At 47.5% G+C, this 21,107-nt stretch carries 22 protein-coding genes and 1 riboswitch; of the genes, 15 read left to right on the top strand and 7 right to left on the bottom strand.

The window, feature by feature from the left end; all coding sequences use genetic code 11:
• Positions 1–4 precede the first annotated feature (4 nt).
• A complete protein-coding gene (locus R2X38_RS15880; RefSeq protein ID WP_317523308.1) occupies positions 5–364 on the top strand; it encodes an Hpt domain-containing protein in 360 nt (119 codons plus the stop codon).
• Here R2X38_RS15880 and yvcK read toward each other — a convergent pair.
• The 3 genes from yvcK to R2X38_RS15865 form a co-directional block, all read right to left on the bottom strand.
• Positions 326–1,231 carry a uridine diphosphate-N-acetylglucosamine-binding protein YvcK gene (gene yvcK, locus R2X38_RS15875; RefSeq protein ID WP_317523307.1) on the bottom strand — a complete coding sequence of 302 codons (906 nt, stop codon included), beginning with the start codon at positions 1,229–1,231 and terminating at the stop codon, positions 326–328. The two genes, R2X38_RS15880 and yvcK, sit on opposite strands and share 39 nt — an antisense overlap.
• 206 nt (positions 1,232–1,437) lie before the next feature.
• A complete protein-coding gene (locus R2X38_RS15870; protein ID WP_317523306.1) occupies positions 1,438–2,013 on the bottom strand; it encodes an LON peptidase substrate-binding domain-containing protein in 576 nt (191 codons plus the stop codon).
• Positions 2,014–2,166: 153 nt separating this feature from the next.
• A complete protein-coding gene (locus tag R2X38_RS15865) occupies positions 2,167–2,394 on the bottom strand; it encodes a hypothetical protein (RefSeq protein WP_317523304.1) in 228 nt (75 codons plus the stop codon).
• A gap of 179 nt (positions 2,395–2,573) precedes the next feature.
• Positions 2,574–2,717: riboswitch (molybdenum cofactor riboswitch) on the top strand.
• Here R2X38_RS15865 and moaA point away from each other — a divergent pair.
• From moaA to R2X38_RS15835, 6 genes are all read left to right on the top strand, one after another.
• Positions 2,706–3,695 carry a GTP 3',8-cyclase MoaA gene (gene moaA / locus R2X38_RS15860; RefSeq protein ID WP_317523303.1) on the top strand — a complete coding sequence of 330 codons (990 nt, stop codon included), beginning with the start codon at positions 2,706–2,708 and terminating at the stop codon, positions 3,693–3,695. It overlaps the preceding riboswitch by 12 nt.
• A 44-nt stretch (positions 3,696–3,739) precedes the next feature.
• Positions 3,740–4,219 carry a cyclic pyranopterin monophosphate synthase MoaC gene (gene moaC, locus R2X38_RS15855; RefSeq protein WP_317523301.1) on the top strand — a complete coding sequence of 160 codons (480 nt, stop codon included), beginning with the start codon at positions 3,740–3,742 and terminating at the stop codon, positions 4,217–4,219.
• Positions 4,216–4,461, top strand: coding sequence for a molybdopterin synthase sulfur carrier subunit (gene moaD / locus R2X38_RS15850; RefSeq protein WP_317523300.1), 246 nt, complete (start codon positions 4,216–4,218; stop codon positions 4,459–4,461). The genes moaC and moaD overlap by 4 nt, the downstream gene beginning before the upstream one ends.
• Before the next feature lie 2 nt (positions 4,462–4,463).
• Complete coding sequence (moaE, locus tag R2X38_RS15845) at positions 4,464–4,913, top strand: molybdopterin synthase catalytic subunit MoaE (RefSeq protein ID WP_317523299.1); 450 nt, start codon at positions 4,464–4,466, stop codon at positions 4,911–4,913.
• Between the two features lie 230 nt (positions 4,914–5,143).
• The gene (locus R2X38_RS15840; RefSeq protein ID WP_317523298.1) at positions 5,144–5,680 is read left to right on the top strand and encodes a hypothetical protein; all 537 of its coding nucleotides are present in this window, start codon (positions 5,144–5,146) and stop codon (positions 5,678–5,680) included.
• Between the two features lie 488 nt (positions 5,681–6,168).
• Positions 6,169–7,254, top strand: coding sequence for a porin (locus tag R2X38_RS15835; protein ID WP_317523297.1), 1,086 nt, complete (start codon positions 6,169–6,171; stop codon positions 7,252–7,254).
• Between the two features lie 117 nt (positions 7,255–7,371).
• Here the strand turns inward: R2X38_RS15835 and R2X38_RS15830 are convergent, their stop codons facing one another.
• The gene (locus R2X38_RS15830) at positions 7,372–7,764 is read right to left on the bottom strand and encodes a MerR family DNA-binding transcriptional regulator (protein WP_317523296.1); all 393 of its coding nucleotides are present in this window, start codon (positions 7,762–7,764) and stop codon (positions 7,372–7,374) included.
• A 645-nt stretch (positions 7,765–8,409) separates the two neighbouring features.
• Here R2X38_RS15830 and R2X38_RS15825 point away from each other — a divergent pair.
• From R2X38_RS15825 to R2X38_RS15795, 7 genes are all read left to right on the top strand, one after another.
• Positions 8,410–8,568, top strand: coding sequence for a hypothetical protein (locus tag R2X38_RS15825; protein WP_317523295.1), 159 nt, complete (start codon positions 8,410–8,412; stop codon positions 8,566–8,568).
• A gap of 425 nt (positions 8,569–8,993) precedes the next feature.
• Positions 8,994–10,625: an ABC transporter substrate-binding protein gene (locus R2X38_RS15820; protein ID WP_317523294.1), complete on the top strand. Its 1,632-nt coding sequence runs from the start codon at positions 8,994–8,996 to the stop codon at positions 10,623–10,625.
• Positions 10,626–10,741: 116 nt separating this feature from the next.
• Positions 10,742–11,662: an oligopeptide ABC transporter permease OppB gene (gene oppB / locus R2X38_RS15815; protein ID WP_039463976.1), complete on the top strand. Its 921-nt coding sequence runs from the start codon at positions 10,742–10,744 to the stop codon at positions 11,660–11,662.
• 15 nt (positions 11,663–11,677) lie between these two features.
• A complete protein-coding gene (oppC, locus tag R2X38_RS15810) occupies positions 11,678–12,589 on the top strand; it encodes an oligopeptide ABC transporter permease OppC (protein WP_317523469.1) in 912 nt (303 codons plus the stop codon).
• Positions 12,590–12,660: 71 nt separating this feature from the next.
• Positions 12,661–13,626, top strand: coding sequence for an ABC transporter ATP-binding protein (locus R2X38_RS15805; protein ID WP_317523292.1), 966 nt, complete (start codon positions 12,661–12,663; stop codon positions 13,624–13,626).
• The gene (gene oppF / locus R2X38_RS15800) at positions 13,626–14,615 is read left to right on the top strand and encodes a murein tripeptide/oligopeptide ABC transporter ATP binding protein OppF (protein ID WP_317523291.1); all 990 of its coding nucleotides are present in this window, start codon (positions 13,626–13,628) and stop codon (positions 14,613–14,615) included. Before R2X38_RS15805 ends, oppF begins: the two co-directional genes overlap by 1 nt.
• 206 nt (positions 14,616–14,821) lie before the next feature.
• Positions 14,822–16,933, top strand: coding sequence for a methyl-accepting chemotaxis protein (locus tag R2X38_RS15795; RefSeq protein WP_317523290.1), 2,112 nt, complete (start codon positions 14,822–14,824; stop codon positions 16,931–16,933).
• A gap of 67 nt (positions 16,934–17,000) precedes the next feature.
• Here the strand turns inward: R2X38_RS15795 and R2X38_RS15790 are convergent, their stop codons facing one another.
• Entirely contained in the window at positions 17,001–18,134 is a 1,134-nt protein-coding gene (locus R2X38_RS15790; protein WP_317523288.1) for a cupin domain-containing protein, read from the bottom strand.
• 446 nt (positions 18,135–18,580) lie between these two features.
• On the opposite strand from R2X38_RS15790, the gene R2X38_RS15785 reads away from it, so the two are divergent.
• Positions 18,581–18,934 (top strand): tRNA-binding protein, encoded by a 354-nt coding sequence (locus tag R2X38_RS15785; RefSeq protein ID WP_317523287.1) that lies wholly within the window; start codon positions 18,581–18,583, stop codon positions 18,932–18,934.
• Positions 18,935–18,999: 65 nt separating this feature from the next.
• On the opposite strand, the gene purB is transcribed toward R2X38_RS15785, so the two are convergent.
• Both purB and hflD read right to left on the bottom strand, forming a co-directional pair.
• Positions 19,000–20,370: an adenylosuccinate lyase gene (gene purB / locus R2X38_RS15780; protein ID WP_039459843.1), complete on the bottom strand. Its 1,371-nt coding sequence runs from the start codon at positions 20,368–20,370 to the stop codon at positions 19,000–19,002.
• A gap of 110 nt (positions 20,371–20,480) precedes the next feature.
• On the bottom strand, positions 20,481–21,098 hold the full coding sequence (gene hflD / locus R2X38_RS15775) for a high frequency lysogenization protein HflD (RefSeq protein ID WP_107298669.1): 618 nt from the start codon (positions 21,096–21,098) through the stop codon (positions 20,481–20,483).
• Between the last annotated feature and the right edge of the window lie 9 nt (positions 21,099–21,107).

Below are 21,107 nucleotides of genomic sequence, written 5' to 3'. Positions count from 1 at the left end.
ATACATGGCAATGACAATTAATGCTGAAACCATCAAACGCATGGCAGATGAAGTCGGCGAGGAAACATTGACATTACTCCTCAATGTATTTAGCGATGAATTGGAACAGTACCAGCGCCAGCTTTCCGAGCAGCCTTCAATTAAGCAGGTCAGAGAGATCAGTCACGCTATAAAGAGCAGCGCAGCCAGTTTTGGCGCCGATGATCTTGCTGATATGGCCCAAGAGTGTGAGTCGCGTGTCAAGCAAGGGCAAGATGACTGGATTGTTGACCACCTGCCTGAATTCAGACAGATGGTTGAAGGCATGGCGGTTCAATACAAGCGTCTAGCGAGTCATGATAATCCCGTGAATAGCTTGTTTTAATTTTTCTCGGTCGTGACGCCATTGATGGTTGTTAGATGCGAGTGAGGTAATATGCTGGTTGTATTTTTCATCCAGCTCCTCGCGTTTTTTGTCAGTCAGCACAGTATCTATCTGGCGCCCACCCATTGAACGCTCACACCAGTTGAGCATTTGCGGTAAGCTCATCATTCCTGCAGGTCCATGCTCTTTGTCTAAGTTGGTCACAAAGACGATTCTCGCTTGGCTCTTCTTCAAAGCCTGTTCAATTTCTTTAAGCAACAAAGGCGGCATTACACTAGTTAGGAAGCTTCCTGGCCCTAACAGAATGATATCTGCTTGCTGAATGGCAACAACGGCTTCTTTTGTGGCCGGTACCGCAGGCTCGATATATAGGCGCTGTGGGATGTCGGCTAACTCATCGACGCTGGTCTCACCGCAAATTACCTCTCCACCTGTTGTCATGGCTGACAGATCTGCAGGGTGCTCGGTCATAGGTATTATATGGGGTCTCACCTTTAGCATATCGCGGATCAAATTGATCGCTTCCAGAGGCCTTACCGAAAGGTTATCCAGCGCTTTTAGCATCAGGTTGCCCAGGTTATGACCGTTCAATTCACCATTACCTCGGAAACGGTATTCAAAGATCATCGAACCGACAGACGGTTCAGTAATGAGCTGGTTAATACAGTTTCGAGTATCCCCCCAGGCAATCCCACCTTGGCAGGCTCGAATACGACCTGTTGAACCACCGTTGTCAGTCGTGGTGACAATACCGGTTACATTCTCGCCATATTCAGAGAGAGCCGAGAGCATACGGCCTAGGCCATGACCGCCACCAATGGCGACAATTTTGGCTTCTGTAATATTTTTTACTGTAGTGTGTGTCATCGTTGGCTAAAAAGTGTGAACTAAGTGGATTATTCGCAGTGTATCGCGTTAACTGGGTTGATGACAAAATAAGTCGTCGGTGTGATATATCCATCACGTATTGTGGGCGTAGAAAGAATAAAAAACGCCCTCAACATGTTGAGGGCTAATGGTTAGTACGGCAGTTGAAGCAAGTACAGCATTAGAGCAGGTGATAGGAAAACGGTTTAATGCGGTTTTTGCATGATGCTAATCAGATAATCATAAGTGTCTGAACAACTAGGTGCGCTTAACAACATTTGCTTTTCACTGGCCGGGACAGGCAGTAACTCCAGCCAGCGCTGACAAAGCCAGCTCAAATTATCAAATTGCTTTTTCTGATGAAGATCGCCGAGCTCGGGATGTTTGTTGAACATTTGTTTGAGCTTCTCAGCCAAAATCTGTTGATCTTGACGAACTTCTGTTTCTGGCCAAGGCGGGATGTACTGGCAGTCACCGCAGAAAAAACCGTCATCAGTTTCTTCCATATGATCGATAGTAAAATTCTCGTGCCCAGCAACGGTAACAATCAAACACCCGTTGCTAGGTGAAACGTCGAAGTCTTCAACCGTGACACGGGTGCCGATTTGAAAGAAGTGATGGCCGTGCTCGTCTTGGTCAAACATACAAACACCAAAACTGTTGCCTTCACGCATTGCGGCTTTGAATGCTGCCATTTGTGGCCCCGGAGCGATGCGAAGAGGAATGCGTCCACCGGGTAAGACGTGGCGTTTTTGGAATAGTAGCGGTATGTAAGTTTTCATAGTCTAATCCGGTTACTAGTTGTCTGATGAAATAGACATTGCAAATGGAATACCAACATTACATACCGCATAAAATCAGTTTTCAGCGCGTTTGACTCTATTTGTCGTTGTAAAATGCAAAAAAGTACCAGTTCGCAATTTGCATTTTGCGAATTATTTTTGATTCGCAATGATTTTCATGGCGCTATCACTGGGTAGCAACTCCAAGTGGCTTTGCTCATCAAAATACCAGCCTTTGATCAATCCTTTCTCCTGCATATCTATAAAACTGTTAATAACAAGCTTGGCTTGCTCCCGGGCGTTAGCCATATCGAGCCCTTCTTCGCGTTGTAAGTAGAGGGCAATATCATCGACTGTCGCAGATTCAATAATATTGGACATAATATCCTCACTTTTAGTAAGAAAATTTACGGGTATTCCCTTTAGTAGTATTGTCGTGAAATCGGCTGAAAGGTAGAATGCAGCACGAAAAACCTGTGAGGTTTGCCTGTATTGCAATTCCTCTGATATTTTTATTAGTAATACGCTGTTGTGCGCATTTTGGTTTTATCCTGTGCTGTACAATTGCCATGCTCCGAGCTTTTTTCACTAAGTTCCTTTTTGCAAAGGGATAAGTGACTGAAGCCAGTGACAGCTTGTCACCAGGGTCGACAAAGAAATGCATCGGCCTCCCGTACTTGGAAAGGTGTTCCGTGGCGAAACAATTTGAAGATAATTATCAGCGCAAGTTCTATTACTTGCGTTTGTCGGTTACAGACGTCTGTAATTTTAAATGTACCTATTGCCTACCCGATGGCTACCATCCTCAACAAAAGAAGAAGCCATCCTTCCTGACGCTTGATGAAATCCAGCGTGTAACAGGCGCGTTTGCCGAGTGTGGCACGTCAAAAGTGCGCATTACTGGCGGTGAGCCAAGCCTACGCCGTGATTTTACCGATATCATCCGTACCGTTGCCGAGCAACCCGGTATCCGAAAAATCGCTACAACGACAAATGGTTATCGTATGGCCAAGCATGTTCACGAATGGCGTGAAGCCGGGCTTACCCATATCAACGTGAGTGTTGATAGCCTTGACCCTAAAATGTTCTACCAAATCACGGGTGAAAACATGTTCAACCAGGTCATGGAAGGGATCGATGCGGCATTTGACGCAGGCTTTGAGCAGGTGAAGGTCAATACGGTCTTGCTCAAAGATCTCAATTCCCAGCAGTTGCCGCAGTTCCTTAACTGGATCAAGACGCGACCAATACAGCTGCGCTTTATCGAACTGATGCAGACCGGTGAAATGGACGAACTGTTCAATAATCACCATGTATCGGGTGTCAGTATTCGAAACTATCTCATTGCCAACGGTTGGGTACTGAAGCTGAAAAGCAATAATGACGGTCCAGCACAAGTCTTCTGTCATCCTGACTACCTGGGTGAAATTGGCTTGATCATGCCTTATGAGAAAGATTTCTGTAAGAGTTGCAACCGCCTGCGAGTTTCTGCTCTGGGTAAACTGCATCTCTGCTTGTTCGGCGATCACGGTGTGGATTTACGCGACCTGCTTCAGCAGGATGAACAGCGTGACGAGCTCATTGCCCGTATTCAAGGTGGCTTGGCTGAAAAAGCGGTGAGCCATTTCCTCGATGAAGGAATTACGGGCATGACACCAAACCTAGCCTCTATCGGTGGTTAAACGCCACCTTTTCACATTTTCTTTTTCTGTTTTGGGACGGACGGATGAACCAATTTACCCATATCAATGCTTCTGGTGAAGCGAACATGGTTGACGTGTCGGCAAAAAATGACACGGTTCGAGAAGCACGCGCTGAAGCTTTTGTGCATATGGCGCCTGAAACTCTTCAGCTGATCGTATCAGGTCAGCATCACAAAGGCGATGTGTTTGCCACCGCGCGTATTGCAGGCATCCAAGCCGCTAAAAAAACGTGGGACTTGATCCCGCTTTGCCATCCGCTGCTGCTATCCAAAGTTGAAGTGCAGCTGGAAGCGATTGAAACCGAAAACATGGTACGTATTGAGTCATGCTGTAAGCTAGCCGGTAAAACGGGTGTTGAAATGGAAGCGCTTACAGCGGCTTCAGTGGCTGCACTGACCATTTATGACATGTGTAAGGCTGTCCAGAAAGACATGGTGATTGGACAGGTGCGTTTGCTGGAAAAAACTGGCGGCAAATCTGGGCATTTTAAGGTGGAATCATGATTAACGTATTATTCTTCGCTCAGGTCAAAGAGCTCGTTGGCGTAGACCGCCTTGAAGTGGCGGCAGACTTTGCGACTGCTGAATCGTTGCGCCAGCACCTTGCTGAAAAAGGCGATAAATGGCAACTAGCATTGGAGCAAGGCAAACTGCTGGTGGCGATCAACCAAACGATAAGCTCGCTTGAGAGTGAAATCAAAGACGGTGATGAAGTCGCCTTCTTCCCGCCTGTAACAGGAGGCTAAGGATGATTTCTGTTCAGTTCGAAGACTTCTCGGTTGCAGAAGAATACGCCCAACTTTCTCAGGGCGCTGATGCCGGAGCGGTGGTGACGTTTGTCGGTAAGGTCCGTGATTTTAACCAAGGCGATGCGGTCACTGGCTTGTCGCTGGAGCATTACCCGGGAATGACCGAAAAGTCTCTGGAAGAGATCGTCGTGCAAGCGCGCGAGCGTTGGCCTTTGCTGAAAACACGAGTGATCCACCGTGTGGGTGATTTAGCGCTTGGTGATCAGATTGTCTTCGTTGGCGTAACCAGTGCCCACCGTGGCGCAGCGTTCGAAGCCTGTGAGTTCATTATGGACTACCTGAAAACCCGTGCACCGTTCTGGAAGAAAGAGCAAACACCAGACGAGTCTCGCTGGGTCGACGCTCGTGAAACCGATACCTCTGCAGCCGATCGCTGGCAGCAAAAATAAATAAGTATTCTGGCACCTGTATCAACCAGGTGCCAATATTACCACGCCTCACGCCTCACGCCTCACGCCTCACGCCTCACGCCTCACGCCTCACGCCTCTCGCGCGCATAATCTTTCTTTGTTATTCAGCTATTTTTTCACCAGTCTCTATGCTACTTTGAAATTAAGGGTATAAATAACCATTTAAAGTGAATGGTTATGGTTTTGCAGGTAACAGAAGGAGTATGCTTATGATCAGGAGCGATCGACTACTCTACGAACTTGAACCAGATGGTTTTGGCGGCCGCCATTGTGAATCTTGGGAAGAGTGGCAGCCGAAAGCCAGTCAGGTTTTGCCTAACTTTCCTGACGATGTATTGAAACAGTGGCTGTATAGGCACTGGAAAGGGGTTGTATGTAACTGGGGCTGGCTGGATTTTCAGTCAATGCGGTTCGAGCTTCAGTCCTGGACCAGTGAGCAAATTCAGTCACAGATCAGAACGCCTCATCAAGAGGTGGTCGATAAATTATCGCGCCGTATGACCAATCCGATTTTTCAGCGCAGTTGGCTCGTACAACAAATGCAAGAGAAGGGGACTTGGCCCCAAGCACCTATCGTTTTGAAATATGAACGTGACATTCCGATGGTCAATGGTAAGTCGCTGAGGGCACCTTACAATCTGCTGGAAGGCCACCATAGATTGGCGTATTTGAATAAGATAATTGAGCAAGGTGCATATCACCAAGATCAACATGATATTTGGATGATTCATATACCGCTTCACTAGTATGGCCTTGCATTATTCACCCTATTAATTGGAAAAAGGGGAGCAGTTAACAAGCTGCTCCCCTTTTTTATTAATCTAGTTTCTTATCCTGCAGAACAGCTGTTGCCCGATAAATTCGTTCTACTTGTTAACGGGATGTATCAGCAATCGCTCAAAAAGCAACCGATCGATTGGGTTTCTTATATCAAATTTTTTATTTTATAAACTTCTTATTCCATTTTGTTATTGATAAGTTTGATATTTAGACTAGTTGCTAGCTGAATAAAAGCTTAATTAATTGTGGTGTTTTCTGAATAATAATGGGTTATTTGGTGCTTTTTATGGTTTTTTATGTTTTTGCTTTATGTTTTTTTAGGTGGTGAAAAGTGCTGTGATGTTTTTTTATGTCAGTTTTTTGCTCTATTGATGAATTTTTTTGTTGTTGATATGTTTCATTTCGGCTCAGGACGAGTCAGCAAGATTAAAAAAATTATTACAGGTAAGTAAAAATGAAAAAAACACTTCTAGCAGTAGCAATCCCAGCAGTACTTTTCGCTCATTCCGCATCAGCCGTAGAAATCCTGAAAACCGACGAAGCATTCGTCGACTTCTATGGCCACCTTCGTACTGAAGTGAAAAAGTTAGAGGATACGGATGTCACTCTGAATGCGGGCTCTTCACGTGCAGGTGTACAGGCACAGTACGCCGTCACAGATTCGGTCGATATTTTCGGTAAAGTTGAGTTCGGTCTGAACTACAACACAGCGTCTGAAGATTACGCCATGAAAAACCGCCTGCACTTCGCTGGCGTAGACACAGATTTTGGTAAGCTATCTTTTGGTCGCCAGTGGGTAATCTCAGATGAAATTTGGGGCGCAGATTACTCTTACTTCTTTGGTGGCTCTGGCCTTCGTCATGCGACACTTTCCGGCGCTCGTCATGACTCGTTGATTAAGTATGTGTATGAGGGTGAAAGTTTCATTCTGTCCGCAAACTATGGTTTACCTGAAGATGATACTAACCAAGAACTGTCAGAGCTATATCTTGCATCTAGTGTTGGCAGTTTTAACTTCCACCTTGGTGGTGGTGTAAACCGCGATAAAACATTCAAAATTGGTACTGTAGAAACTACACCAAACCCATCTGTTCCTGAATTTACTAAGACCGATGATGTAACGGCTGATCTCGAGAATACCTATTTCGAAGGTACGGTTGAATATGCTTTTGGTCCTGCACTAGTTGGTTTTACTTACTATAATTCGACCATCGAAAACAAAGGCGGTAACGAAGAAATCAAAGAAGATGCATACAGCATTGCAGCTACTTACAGCTGGGCTGACAATGCAACTGCCTATACTGGTTTTGAATATGTAGAGCAGAACTCTGACCAGCTAGATATCGATGGTGACGGTAAAAACTTCTACATCGGTACTGACTACCACTTCAACAGCTGGTCACGAATCTATGTTGAGTATGGCTACGCTGATGGCCAAACGCTGGGTTACACCAACAAGGCAAGCGATAGTTTTGTTGGCGTAACTAAAGATGTTGATGGTGAGAGCCGATTTGCAGTTGGTGCCCGCGTTTACTGGTAATCACCCTAAACGTTCATTGTCTTATTTATTTTTGCCCGGCCATGCGCCGGGCCTTTTTTGTGCCTGAGAAAGTGAATGGTCATAAGAAATATCTACAAGGTATATAAAGGAGGGGGGCTAATCAAACTTCTTTAGGTGCTGGTAGCATTTACGTTCGGCGGCATTGAGCTCCATCATCAATAAATTGATATCGGCTTGCTGTTGCTTGAGTTTCTGCTGGCGTAGTTGGATGGTTTGCAGCATGTGCTGTACTTGAGAGTGGCTCTGAGCGCCGGAGTCATAGAGCTTGAACAGTTCGTGTATCTCTTGCAGGCTGAAGCCTAGGCGCTTACCTCGCAAAATAAGAATGAGCCTTGCTCTGTCATGTCGAGAAAAGATCCTCGACTTACCCTGCCGCTTTGGGGTGAGCAAGCCCTGATCCTCATAGAACCGAATGCTGCGAAGGGTCACCGAAAACTCCTCGGCGAGCTGGGAAATGGTATATGCGTCAGTTGGCTTGTTGATATCCATGATTTCTTCCCTGAGGCGTAAAATGCTTTATCTGCGATCCTTCCTTGATCTGCCGGGATCATTTCATAACACGATGAATACCTCAAGTTTTTAACATGTGGTGATAAATGATAGCTGATGGGGGATAGGTGCTAACGAAGGGCTAAAAGAAAGCCCCTCACCGAGGGGCTTTGGGGATTTGCCTATCAAAGTGATACGCTTATTCTGCTTTAGGCTTGCGTGATTTTGGTACGTAGCCGTGGCGGACGCGGGAAGGACTTGGACGTGAAAAACAACCAGCTGGTCTCATATTTTCTTTACTCTCAAGGATAACGGAACGGGAACGGAACGTTGGCTAAACCAAAGGCTTAACCTACAAAATGATAGTAGCGTTAATAAGAGGTGAGAGAAACGTATCAAAGTTGAAAAGTTCAGTGATGTGAGAACTTAATCTATAAACCTTGTTTTATATATGGTTTGGTTATTATAAACACGAGCTTGGTGTGGTACTCCGGGCAGAATTGAGGATCCTGTGCCATAGTTAATTTTGTGCCAGAGTGATATCAGCCTGCCAGCGGTAAACCATCTCGAGGCACAGTAAGCATTTTAACTTATGGGTCAACAGTGCTGTGGTTAACAGCGGAGGGTTCCATGAAGCATAAAAGAATGTCTAATCGCCGAATCAAACAGATGTTAGAAGATATCAATCATGACGGTTTATTCGACGAAGCGATAAGTAACGAACATAACACTATGGTTGAGGGCAAAGAACAATCAATAAACGAAGTCCCCCCCAACATCAACATGGATAGCGAGAACAAATAATAAGCGCCGAGAGGCGCTTTTTTATGGCTTAAAGTCATGTTTTTACATCTTTGTTATTGACATATTGAGTAAGTGTAAAAAATAAAAGATATTTCTGCTGTATATTTATTCAATCTTACAATTATTTATTCAATTTTTACTTTTTTTTGGCTTATTTGGCGGATTTTTCTCTGGATGTTGGGTTTTGTGATAGATCTGGCTGCAACAATTATGTCGACTAGTTGGTTGTGCTGGCGGCATATTGCTTATTAAGAATTATGTCGGTTTTTGTAATCAAAATGTGGCAAATTACTTCAATGCCTGATAATGTTTTGACCAATTCTTCGGTTTGCTTTGTATTGTTTAGGATTGACGATACAAATATTGTGAGATGGCACCGGCTGGAGAACGCAAGGACGTATTTAATGATGTATTGGAGCTAATGCATGTATAAGAATAAAATTACCCAGGCGATTCTTCTGGGTGCAGGTATGGCCGTAGCAGCCACTTCTTTCTCCACTATTGCTGCTGACGTACCGGAAGGGGTAAAACTTGCGGCTAAGCAAGAACTAGTTCGTGGTAACGGCACTGAAGTTGCCTCCCTTGACCCACACAAAACGGAAGGTGTGCCAGAGTCGCACGTTATCCGTGACCTCCTAGAAGGCCTAGTGAACCAAGACGAGAACGGTAACACTGTTCCAGGTGTTGCAGAGTCTTGGGAAACTACCGACAACCGCACATTCACATTCCACCTGCGTAAAGATGCAAAATGGTCTAACGGCGATCCTGTGACTGCACACGACTTTGTGTACAGCTTCAAGCGTGCTGTCGACCCAGCAACGGCGTCTCCGTACTCATGGTACCTAGAAATGACGACCATGAAGAACGCCGATGAAATCATCGCGGGTAAAGCTGACAAAGAAACGCTTGGCGTAGCTGCAAAAGATGACTACACGCTAGTTGTCGAGCTAGAGCAGGCAGTACCATACTTCGTTAAGATGATGGGCCACACAACCGTTAAGCCTGTTAACCGTAAGGTTGTAGAGAAGTTCGGTGACAACTGGACTAAGCCAGAGAACTTCGTTGGTAACGGTGCTTACACCCTAGACAACTGGGTAGTGAACGAGCGCATCGTGCTAACACGTAACGAGAACTACTGGGATAACGACAATACTGTTATCAACAAGGTTACGTTCCTGCCAATCGAAAACCAAGTTGCTGAAATGAACCGCTTCCTAGCGGGTGAAATTGACATTACCAACGAACTGCCGAACGAGCACTTCCGCCGTCTTGAGAAGCAGCACGCTGATTCTGTATCAATTTCTGGTAACCTGTGTTCTTACTACTACGGTTTCAACAACCAAAAAGCACCGTTTGACGATGTGCGTGTTCGTAAAGCGCTATCTTACGCTATCGACCGTGACGTAGTGACCAAAGCACTGCTTGGCCAAGGCCAGAAGTCAGGCTACTTCCTAACGCCAGAAATCACTGCAAACTTCAACCCAGTAACGCCTGAGTACGGTCAGATGACGCAGAAAGAGCGTAACGCGAAAGCGAAAGAGCTACTGGAAGAAGCCGGCTTTGGCCCGGGTAACCCGCTGAACTTTACCCTGCTGTACAACACCTCTGAAAACCACAAGAAGATTGCAGTAGCGATTGCTTCTATGTGGAAGAAGAACCTGAACGTAACCGCAAACCTGGAAAACCAGGAGTGGAAGACTTACCTAGACACGCGTCGTCAGGGTAACTTCGATGTAACCCGTGCAGGCTGGTGTGGTGACTACAACGAAGCATCAAGCTTCCTGTCGCTAATGCAGAGCAACAACAGTTCTAACGACCCTCGTTACAACAGCAAGGCATACGATGCAATCATGGCGAAAGCACTGGAGTCTACTTCAGATGCTGAGCGTGAAGAGCTATACATCCAGGCTGAAAAACAGCTAGCGGAAGATATGCCAATTGCTCCTATCTACCAATACGTGAAAGCGCGTCTGGTTAACCCGAAAGTGGGTGGCTACCCTGCGAACAATGCAGAAGACAAGCTTTTCACCAAAGATATGTACATCATTGCTGACTAATAACCAGCAAGAAGCATGATAATAAGCGCTGCTCTCAGGACGGGAGCAGTGCCCTTTCTGGTTTTTCACGCCAGTGAATTTTTGACTGTCACAGACTAAATAGAACGGTGGAGTTTATGATTAAATTCATCGCAAAACGGATTTTTGAAGCAATCCCAACCCTGTTGGTGCTAATCACAATTTCCTTTTTCCTGATGCGCTTTGCACCAGGCAACCCATTTTCCAGCGAGCGTCCGCTTCCTCCGGAAGTGATGGCGAACATCGAAGCCAAGTATGGCCTAGATAAGCCTGTATTCGAGCAATACACCACGTACCTTGGCAACATTGTACAAGGTGATTTTGGTCCTTCTTTCAAATATAAAGATTTCACCGTAAATGAGCTGGTGTCTAAAGCCCTGCCTGTTTCGGCGAAAATCGGTTTCTTTGCCTTTATTTTTGCATTGGTGATGGGGGTCACCGTCGGCACCATTGCCGCCTTGAAGCAGAATAGTTGGATAGATTACTGCATAATGTCGACGGCCATGGCCGGGGTGGTGATGCCGTCGTTTATTCTCGCCCCGGTACTGATCTACATCTTCTCGATTAACCTGGGCTGGCTACCTGCTGGTGGCTGGAACGATGGCGGCCTGAAATTCATGCTGCTGCCAATGATGGGTATGTCACTGCTATATGTGGCAACGTTTGCCCGTATCACCCGCGGTAGCATGATTGAAACGCTAAACAGTAACTTCATCCGTACCGCGCGTGCCAAGGGTTTGAGCTACGGCTATATTATTATCAAGCACGCCCTGAAGCCTGCTTTGCTGCCTGTTGTATCCTACATGGGCCCGGCTTTCGTCGGTATCATCACGGGTTCGGTAGTTATCGAAACTATTTTTGGCCTGCCGGGTATCGGTAAGCTGTTCGTTAACGCCGCCTTTAACCGTGACTACTCTCTAGTATTGGGTATCACTATCCTGATTGGTTCTTTGACCATTATCTTCAACGCCATTGTCGACATCGTTCTGGCGTACATTGATCCGAAAATCCGTTACTAAGGAGCCCAACCGATGATGCTGACTAAAAAAGAAAACGTAGAAGCGGTTGAGAACTTTTCCGAGCAATTGGAAATTGAAGGCCGTAGTTTGTGGCAGGATGCCCGTATCCGCTTTATGCGAAACAAAGCGGCTATGGTGAGCTTGACGATCCTTTGCTTGATCACCTTGGCGGTTATCTTTGGCCCAATGTTCAGTAACTATGCCTTCGATGATACCGACTGGTATGCATTGCACGCCGCGCCGAGCTTTGGCGCTGAAGGCCACTTCTTTGGTACTGATAGCCTAGGTCGAGACCTGTTCACCCGTACGCTGATCGGTGGCCGTATCTCCCTGATGGTAGGTATCATGGGGGCATTGGTCGCGGTCTTGATCGGTACGCTTTACGGGGCAACCTCTGGCTTTATTGGTGGCCGTACCGACCGCGTGATGATGCGTATTTTGGAAATCCTGTACTCGATCCCGTTCATGTTCTTCGTGATCGTGCTGGTTACTTTCTTCGGTCGAAACATCATGCTGATCTTCGTGGCGATTGGTGCGATTTCATGGCTGGATATGGCGCGTATTGTACGTGGTCAAACCTTATCATTGCGCAGCAAGGAGTTTATCGAAGCGGCACGTGTATCTGGCGTGAGCCAGTGGCGCATCATTACCCGCCATATTGTACCGAATGTATTGGGTATCGTAGCGGTTTATTCAACCTTGTTAGTGCCATCGATGATCCTGACAGAGTCATTCCTAAGTTTCCTAGGCTTGGGTGTTCAGGAGCCAATGACCAGCTGGGGCGCATTGCTGCAGGAAGGCTCACAAACGATGGAAGTGGCCATTTGGCAGCTGATGTTCCCAGCGGCATTCATGGTGGTTACGCTGTTCTGCTTTAACTATGTGGGTGACGGTTTGCGTGACGCACTGGATCCAAAAGACAGATAACAAGAAGGCCTAGATTTACTGCCACCGAAGCTGGCGGTAGATCAAGGGTAGATAGATTATAAGGAAGTACTATGAGCTTATTAGATGTCAAAGATCTACGCGTAGAATTTAAAACTCAAGACGGCATTGTCACCGCGGTAAACGATCTAAACTTTTCGCTCAACCAGGGTGAAACTCTGGGTATCGTTGGGGAATCCGGCTCAGGTAAGAGCCAGACAGTATTCTCCATTATGGGCCTACTGGCTAAAAACGGCATGATTGGCGGCAGTGCGAAATTTGAAGGCCGTGAAATTCTAAACCTGCCAGAAAAAGAACTTAACCGGATCCGTGCGGAACAAATCGCAATGATTTTCCAGGATCCGATGACGTCACTGAACCCTTACATGAAAGTCAGCGATCAGCTGATGGAAGTACTGATGCTGCACAAGGGGATGGGCAAGGCTGAAGCATTCGAAGAAAGTGTGCGTATGCTGGAAGCGGTGAAAATCCCTGAAGCACGCAAGCGTATTACCATGTACCCGCACGAATTTTCGGGTGGTATGCGACAGCGTGTAATGATTGCCATGGCACTACTGTGTCGTCCGAAACTACTGATTGCCGATGAACCGACAACAGCGTTGGATGTTACGGTACAGGCGCAGATCATGGAGTTGTTGAACGAGCTGAAAACGGATTTCAATACAGCGATCATTATGATCACCCACGATCTGGGTGTCGTTGCCGGTAGCTGTGACAAAGTATTGGTAATGTACGCTGGCCGTACTATGGAATACGGCAAGATTGATGAGATCTTCTACAAGCCATCGCACCCATACACAGAAGGTTTGTTGAAAGCCATTCCGCGCCTTGATACCGAGGGCGAAGAGCTGCCAACGATCCCGGGTAACCCACCTAACTTACTGAGTTTGCCTGTCGGCTGTCCATACCAGGAACGATGCCACCGTGTATCCAGCCGTTGTTCGCAAGAAGCGCCTCAATTGAAGGCATTTACTGAAGGTCGCTTACGCGCGTGTTTTTCTGATGTGGGGACGTGGTAATGGAAGCTCAAAAGAAAGTATTACTTGATATTCATGATTTGAAGGTTCACTTCAGTATTGCTCAGAAGTCAGCGTGGCCGTGGACCAAACCTCTGAGCCTGAAAGCGGTTGATGGTGTTGATATCCGTCTCTACGAAGGTGAAACGCTGGGTGTGGTTGGCGAATCTGGTTGTGGTAAATCAACCTTCGCCCGTGCGGTTATCGGCTTGGTTGAGGCAACGGACGGCAATGTGGTTTGGTTGGGTCAGGATCTGACCAAACTGGATCATAAAGAGATGCGCGAAAAGCGCAAAGATATCCAGATGATTTTCCAGGATCCGCTGGCATCGTTGAACCCACGTATGACAGTCGGTGAAATTATCGCTGAGCCTTTGAAAGCCTACTTCCCAGAGCTTTCGGCCGAGGATGTAAAACAGCAGGTAAAGACCATGATGGCGAAAGTCGGCTTGCTGCCTAACGTGATCAACCGATACCCGCACGAATTTTCGGGCGGCCAGTGTCAACGTATCGGGATAGCCCGTGCCTTGATCCTAAAGCCTAAGCTGATTATTTGTGACGAGCCGGTATCAGCGTTGGACGTATCGATCCAGGCACAGGTCGTTAACTTGCTTAAATCGCTACAAAAAGAAATGGGCCTGAGCCTGATCTTCATTGCCCACGACTTGTCGGTGGTAAAACACATTTCAGACCGAGTGCTGGTGATGTATTTGGGTAATGCGGTTGAGATGGGCGAGGCTGATGCACTATTCAGCGAGCCAAAGCACCCGTACACCAAAGCCCTGATGTCGGCAGTGCCTATTCCGGATCCGGACCTTGAACGTACCAAGCATATAGAGTTGCTGGAAGGGGATTTGCCTTCACCGATGAACCCGCCTTCAGGCTGTGTGTTCCGAACACGTTGTCCGGTTGCAACGGCCGAGTGTGCCAATAAAAAACCAGCCCTTAACGGCGATGATGTTCATGCGGTTTCTTGCCTGAACGTTCAATAATTCAAGCCTGTGACAGGCTTTGGGCGCGGTGTGAAAACCGCGCCTTTTTTGTTTATAAAATGGTGAAAAATCCAATAAATTTAATTAATTATGCTATTGATGATTGTGTAACCTACATGTCACAATATAGCGATTGAGCCCAAGGCTGGGCGCAATTGAGATGACGCTCGTTATCGAAATGATGTAGTAGTAACAAGGATTGTTGTATGCGGTCATTATCCGTCAAATGGAAAATAGCCCTGATGGCCGGGCTAGCCTTACTGGCGACAGTAATAGTATTAACAGGCCTGTCATTTTATTTCGCCTCTCAAAGTCAACAACTCGTTAGCGAGCAGGTTTACTCCACTCTCCGGGAAAAGTCTCAACTGGTCGTTCAGGCCCAAGCAGAAAAGCAAAGCACCACAGTTCAGCTGTATCTTGATGAGGCAACTCACCGTGCCGAAATGCTGGCCCAAAGTGTGTTGTTCCTAAAATTCAATGCGGAAGAGAATTACACCAATAGCTCGGAATTACGTGGCTCGATCAGCGAGTTATTGCGCCGTACTGTGAATGAGTTCGAGAATATTCATGGCGCCTTTGTGGTATTCAACCCTGATGCTCTCGACGGTGAAGATCGTAATTACGCTGGGGCAGATTACGTGGGTGCCAATGAAAACGGGCGCTTTGCACCATATTGGGCGAAATCACCGTCCGGTGAAGCTGAACAGTTTATCTACTCAGAGCAACAACTACTCGCTAGCCAGAATGTGTGGGTGCAGTGCATCAATAATCAATCAAGGATGTGTGTGTCTAATCCTTTGTTGGCAGGTTTTGGCGAGCAAGCCCCGGTTGTCAGTACCATCACTGTCCCGCTGGATATTGACGGTGAAGTCATTGGGGTGATGGGGATTGATATTCAGCTATCTCCATTACAATCATTAATTCAATCTGTAGACCAAGCATTGTTCGACAGTGCGGGTAATGTCAGTTTGATCAGCCAGAACGGTACCATTGTTGCTTGGGATCAGTCACAGGGTCGAGTCGGTCAACTCTTTAATCAAACCGACGGGTTGCCTGCGGATCTAACCCTATGGTTGCAAGGAAGCGAAGAGCAAATTCTTTGGACGGATGATCAGCAGTGGCTATATGCCTACACGCCTGTACAGCTTGGGCAGATGAGCTGGGGGGTTATTATCCAGTTGCCGGTGGAGCGGGTATTGGCAGAGGCAATCGTCTTGGACGCAGATATTTCGCAACAGCGTGATCAGTCGGCGTGGGTACAATCGATTGTCAGTTTGGCTGTGGCTGTCGCTGGTTTGCTGGTGGTTGTGCTTGCCTCCTCACGTTTGGTTGCCCCGATCCGCCGTGTTGCTGAGCGGTTGGAAGATATCGCAACCGGTGAAGGAGACTTAACCCAACGTTTGCATGTTGCGCAAAATGATGAAGTCGGCCAGCTTGCCCTTTGGTTCAACCGCTTTTTAGATAAGCTCCAAGCCACTATCGGGGATGTCGTGGTGGCGGTGAATGATGTGGGGGCGACATCTATGCAAGCGGCAGAGGTTGCCAACCATACCCGGGACGGCAGCCAGGCACAGTTCCGAGAAGTGGATATGGTCGCAACCGCGTCGGAAGAGTTGGCCCAAACAGCAGAGCAAGTGGTGGGTTACACCGAAACCGCTGTTGTGGCCGCCGGTCAGGCTGATAGCGCAGTGCGCGATGGCCATCATGTGATCAAGCAATCTGCAACGTCAATGGATAATCTGGTGGTGAGGATGGAAAATGCCGTACCGGTTGCCAAGGAGCTTGAAACTAACAGTGAAGATATCAATCAGATCCTGCAGGTGATTGAAGGTATTTCAGAGCAGACCAACTTGCTAGCCTTGAATGCTGCGATCGAAGCTGCCCGTGCCGGCGAGCAGGGGCGGGGTTTTGCCGTTGTTGCCGATGAGGTTCGTCAACTAGCCAGCCGGACGCATGATTCGGTTGGACAGATCCGTACTGTGATTGAAGTACTGCAACAAGGTACACGTGATGTGGTTGTTGCGATTGAAGAAGGTAACCAGTTGGCGGGTGAGACCTCATCTCAAGTTGGTGAGGCCGTTGTGAGCTTGGGCCAGATCACTGAAGCGGTGGCATCCATCCAATCGATGAATGAGCAAATCATGCATGCAGCGCAAGAGCAGCAAGCGGTATCGGCTGAAGTAAACCGAAATGTTTCCAATATCCGTGGTTTGAGTGAAAATATTCTTGAGCAAGCAGAGAAGTCTGCAGGCATTGGCGAGCGGTTGGCGGAGCTATCTAAGCATCAGCAGTCGTTAGCGGGCCAGTTCAAAGTCTGAGTCTAACCCTATAATGCATTCCATCAAAACACCGAGCAAACGCTCGGTGTTTTTTTATAAAATGCCTTTACTCAACGGGATACCAGTATCCGTAATTGACCAGCTGGGTCAGCAAGGCGATAAATGCCGGGTGGTCCATGAGCTTGCCCAGCATGCCCTGGCTGATAGCTTCGGCATCGCACAGGTAGCTCGCCGCAGTGCCGCATTCTTCAGGTAGCTCATAGCTCTCTCCGTTGATAAAGAGAATGTTGGGTTGTTCTGGATAATAGAAAGCACGCAGACCTCCTAATCGTTTGAGCACTTCACCGCTTTCGAGGAACTGGTAGACCTCGGCAGCTTGCCATGGCGGCTCGGCGGCAATGATATCGAGCTCGTGACGGCTATGACTGAGGTGTTCACCCATCCACTGTTTCATCATCTCAGGGTGGTCGAGCAGGCTGCGCATCATGGCTTCCATGTCAGCGAACTCACTGGCCAGAATAGCCCCAGGTGTGTTGCGGGCGGGCAAGTCCGGATTGTGGTAGTGAACATCGCCGACCTCGTTGGCAATGACAAAATCAGCAAAACTGCTTAGCAGCTCTTGCTTTTTAGGGGAGCGGAAGCCGATGGAAAAGCTCATCGACGTCTCGATAGCTATGCCGTCGTGTGGGAAGCCCGGTGGAATGTATAGGATGTCACCGGGTTCGAGTATTTCATCAATGATAGGTTCGAAGCTTTTGATCTGCCGAAGTGCTGGATGGCCAAACTCTTCTTCATAGTTGCCTTGCTTTGGCCCGACTCGCCATCGGCGTTTGCCCGATCCCTGAACAATGAACACATCGTATTGATCGATATGTGCGCCGACACCGCCGCCAGGTGCTGAATAGCTGACCATCAGATCATCGAATAACCAGTTAGGTAATTGGCGAAAAGGTGTCACTAAGCGCGCTGCCCCTTCATGCCAGTGGTTGGCCGCCTGAACCACAAAAGACCAGTTATCTTCTGGGACGTTATCAAAGGAGAGGGGGCCATGTTTTACCTCCCAGTCGTCACCATGCTTAGCAATGTAGCGAGAATCGACATCTTCTTCCATGGCAAGCCCAGCCAACTCGTCAGGGCTGATGGGATCGGAAAAGTCTTTGAATCCTTGTTTGATGATGGTTGGTTTCTTTTGCCAGAACTCGGCCAAAAACGCTTCGAACGAAAAAGTGAGTTGGTACATAGCTTTGCTTTTCATGCTGACAATGATGTAGATATTATACCCAAGTTATCTCAAGTTGCAGGATTCAGAGGGTTGTCAGCGCATTTAATACAAGGCGAAGGTTTGCAGGAATGGCATTCCCTTTCAAAAAGCTTCAACGAAGGAGTGAATGCGCTGACACCCTCCCGAAGGGCGAGTCTTCTAAGCTCATATACCGCGTTATTGTTTCTTGATTTAGAACCACTAGAACTTCAAAACAATGCCTTGTCTATAAGCTTATAAACTCTCGCTGAACTTGCATCTTGAGGTAGCTTGGGTATATGAGCATAACTCTGTGGTGCTGTCGGGGATTTGAGTTAAAACAGAGTGACTCATTTTCGAGAGGTGGGTCTTCGTTTACGGACTCGCAAAGTGATAGGTTATAAAATTCAGTCTTTTACAGCTAAATTGTTGATACGAGCATTAAGATGAAACCTGCACCTATTAAAGATTTAATCACGTTTGATGACTTTGAAAAATTGGATATCCGAGTGGGTACGATTACTGCTTTGGCGGATGTTGAAAAGTCGAGGAAGCTGATGAAGCTGACGGTAGATTTTGGCGATCATGTGCGCACTATCCTGGCGGGGATAAAGCAAGAGCGTGCAGACCCCTTTGAGATTGAAGGAAAACAAGCCTTGTTCGTGGTGAATTTGCCAGAGCAAAAAATGGCCGGAGAGATTTCTCAGGGGATGCTGTTTGATATTGGCTATGCGGATAAGTTAACACCTTGCCTAGCTGTGCCTGAAACCTCTATTCCGAATGGCAGCCGAGCGGGCTAGGTTTCATAACAACAAAAAGGCCAGCATGATGCTGACCTTGATATATAAAGTGTATGACCTTGCGATTACAGCTTGTCAGTGAGTTTAACTGCGTCACCGATGTAGTTCGCTGGAGTCATTTCTTTTAGACGTGCTTTCTCGTGCTCTGGCAGTTCCAGACCATCGATGAAGTTACGCATGCCTTCACCGTCAACACGCTTACCACGAGTAAGCTCTTTTAGCTTCTCGTATGGCTTCTCGATACCGTAGCGACGCATAACAGTCTGCACAGGCTCAGCCAGTACTTCCCAGTTTTTGTCGAGTTCAGCTTCAAGAGCCGCCTGGTTAACTTCTAGCTTGCTGATACCTTTTAGGGTTGAAGTGTATGCAATGATTGCATAGCCACAACCTACACCTAGGTTACGCAGAACTGTTGAGTCAGTCAGGTCTCGCTGCCAGCGAGAAACCGGGAGTTTCTGTGCTAGGTGGCCGAAGATAGCGTTCGCTAGGCCAAGGTTACCTTCAGAGTTTTCAAAGTCGATTGGGTTAACTTTGTGCGGCATTGTTGAAGAGCCGATTTCACCCGCGATAGTCTTCTGCTTGAAGTGACCCAGAGCGATGTAGCCCCAAACGTCACGATCGAAGTCGAGAAGAATGGTGTTGAAGCGAGCGATAGCATCGAATAGCTCAGCGATGTAATCGTGCGGTTCGATCTGAGTAGTGTATGGGTTCCAAGTTACGCCAAGAGATTCAGTGATGAACTCTTCGCTGAACTGGTGCCAGTCAACTTCAGGGTAAGCAGATAGGTGAGCGTTGTAGTTACCTACCGCGCCGTTGATTTTCGCAAGGATTTCAACGTTAGCGATCTGCTTGTACTGACGTTCCATACGGTATGCAACGTTAGCCATTTCTTTACCCATGGTCGATGGAGAAGCTGGCTGGCCGTGAGTACGAGAAAGAAGTGGCACTTCACGGTATTCGTTGGCAAGGCCTTTGATCGCATCGATAACGTTGCGGATTTCAGGCAGGATCACTTGCTCGCGCGCTTCGTGTAGCATCAAAGCGTGAGAAGTGTTGTTGATATCTTCAGATGTACATGCGAAGTGAATGAACTCGTTCACCGCGTGTAGCTCTGGTACTTCAGCGACTTTTTCTTTCAGGAAGTATTCAACAGCTTTTACATCGTGGTTAGTCGTGCGCTCAATGGTCTTGATGCGCATTGCGTCTTCTTCGCTGAACTCTGCAGCAATGCGGTCTAGGAAGGCATTGGCTTCAGCGCTGAACGCAGGAACTTCCACGATAGCATCAGTAGCGGCTAGTTTCTGTAGCCAGCGGATTTCAACGATTGTACGGTACTTTAGCAGACCAAATTCACTGAAAATGCTGCGTAGTGCAATCGTTTTACTTCCGTAGCGGCCATCTACTGGGGAAACAGCAGTCAATGCTGACAGTTCCATGTTGCTCTCTCCTGAATCAATTAAGGTTTAAACAAGGTGTAACGTTCACCCTTGCCAAGGTTTGGTAAGGGGGTAAAAAAGTGCCAGCAACGCTGGCACGAAATATATTGTTAGCAGCGGGCTAGCAGGATTTTCGCCTGTTCGACCATCTGTTTGCGTCCGAAGATCAAATGGCGACGTTTACCACCGACCTGGCGCCATAACACCGCGGAGCGAATCGCGGCGAGAAGTAGAGCACGCACTTTGTGCTGCACACTTTGTTGTTGAAGCTGAGCCGGTGTACCTGTCACCTGGATACGTGGGCCCAATGGGCTAATGATATCCAGGTAAATGCTAGCCAAATTACTGATCATTTGGTCTTCCAGTAGCTCGAAATGATCCGTCTGGCGCTGGGCCGTACTGATACGGTCACCCAGTTGCGCCATGCTGTCGCGGCGGCTAGCCAGTTTACGCTCCAATGCCATGACACTGACTAGGTAGCGAGTGATCTCATTGCCTGATGGCGTATTGTCGATTTCTGCTGCCAGTGCTTCGAGACCCATTTTCAGATTGGCTTCGTTGCCAAAGATCTCAATGGTGTTAGACGGGTTGGTCGCCATGATGCTGTTCAGGCTGGCTTCCAGCGCGTCATGGTCGCAATGGCCATCTCGGGCAATCTTTTGAACTAGCTTTACGGCCTGACAAATACCCGCAAAGGCAATAGTACGGTCATAAACAGTGTTTGCCACGTGCGTCAA

The sequence above is a fragment of the Photobacterium rosenbergii genome (assembly GCF_033022775.1).
GTDB classification, from domain to species: domain Bacteria; phylum Pseudomonadota; class Gammaproteobacteria; order Enterobacterales; family Vibrionaceae; genus Photobacterium; species Photobacterium rosenbergii_A.
The sequence above is the reverse complement of the archived record's forward strand: the minus strand, read 5'-3'. Positions and strand labels throughout refer to the sequence as shown.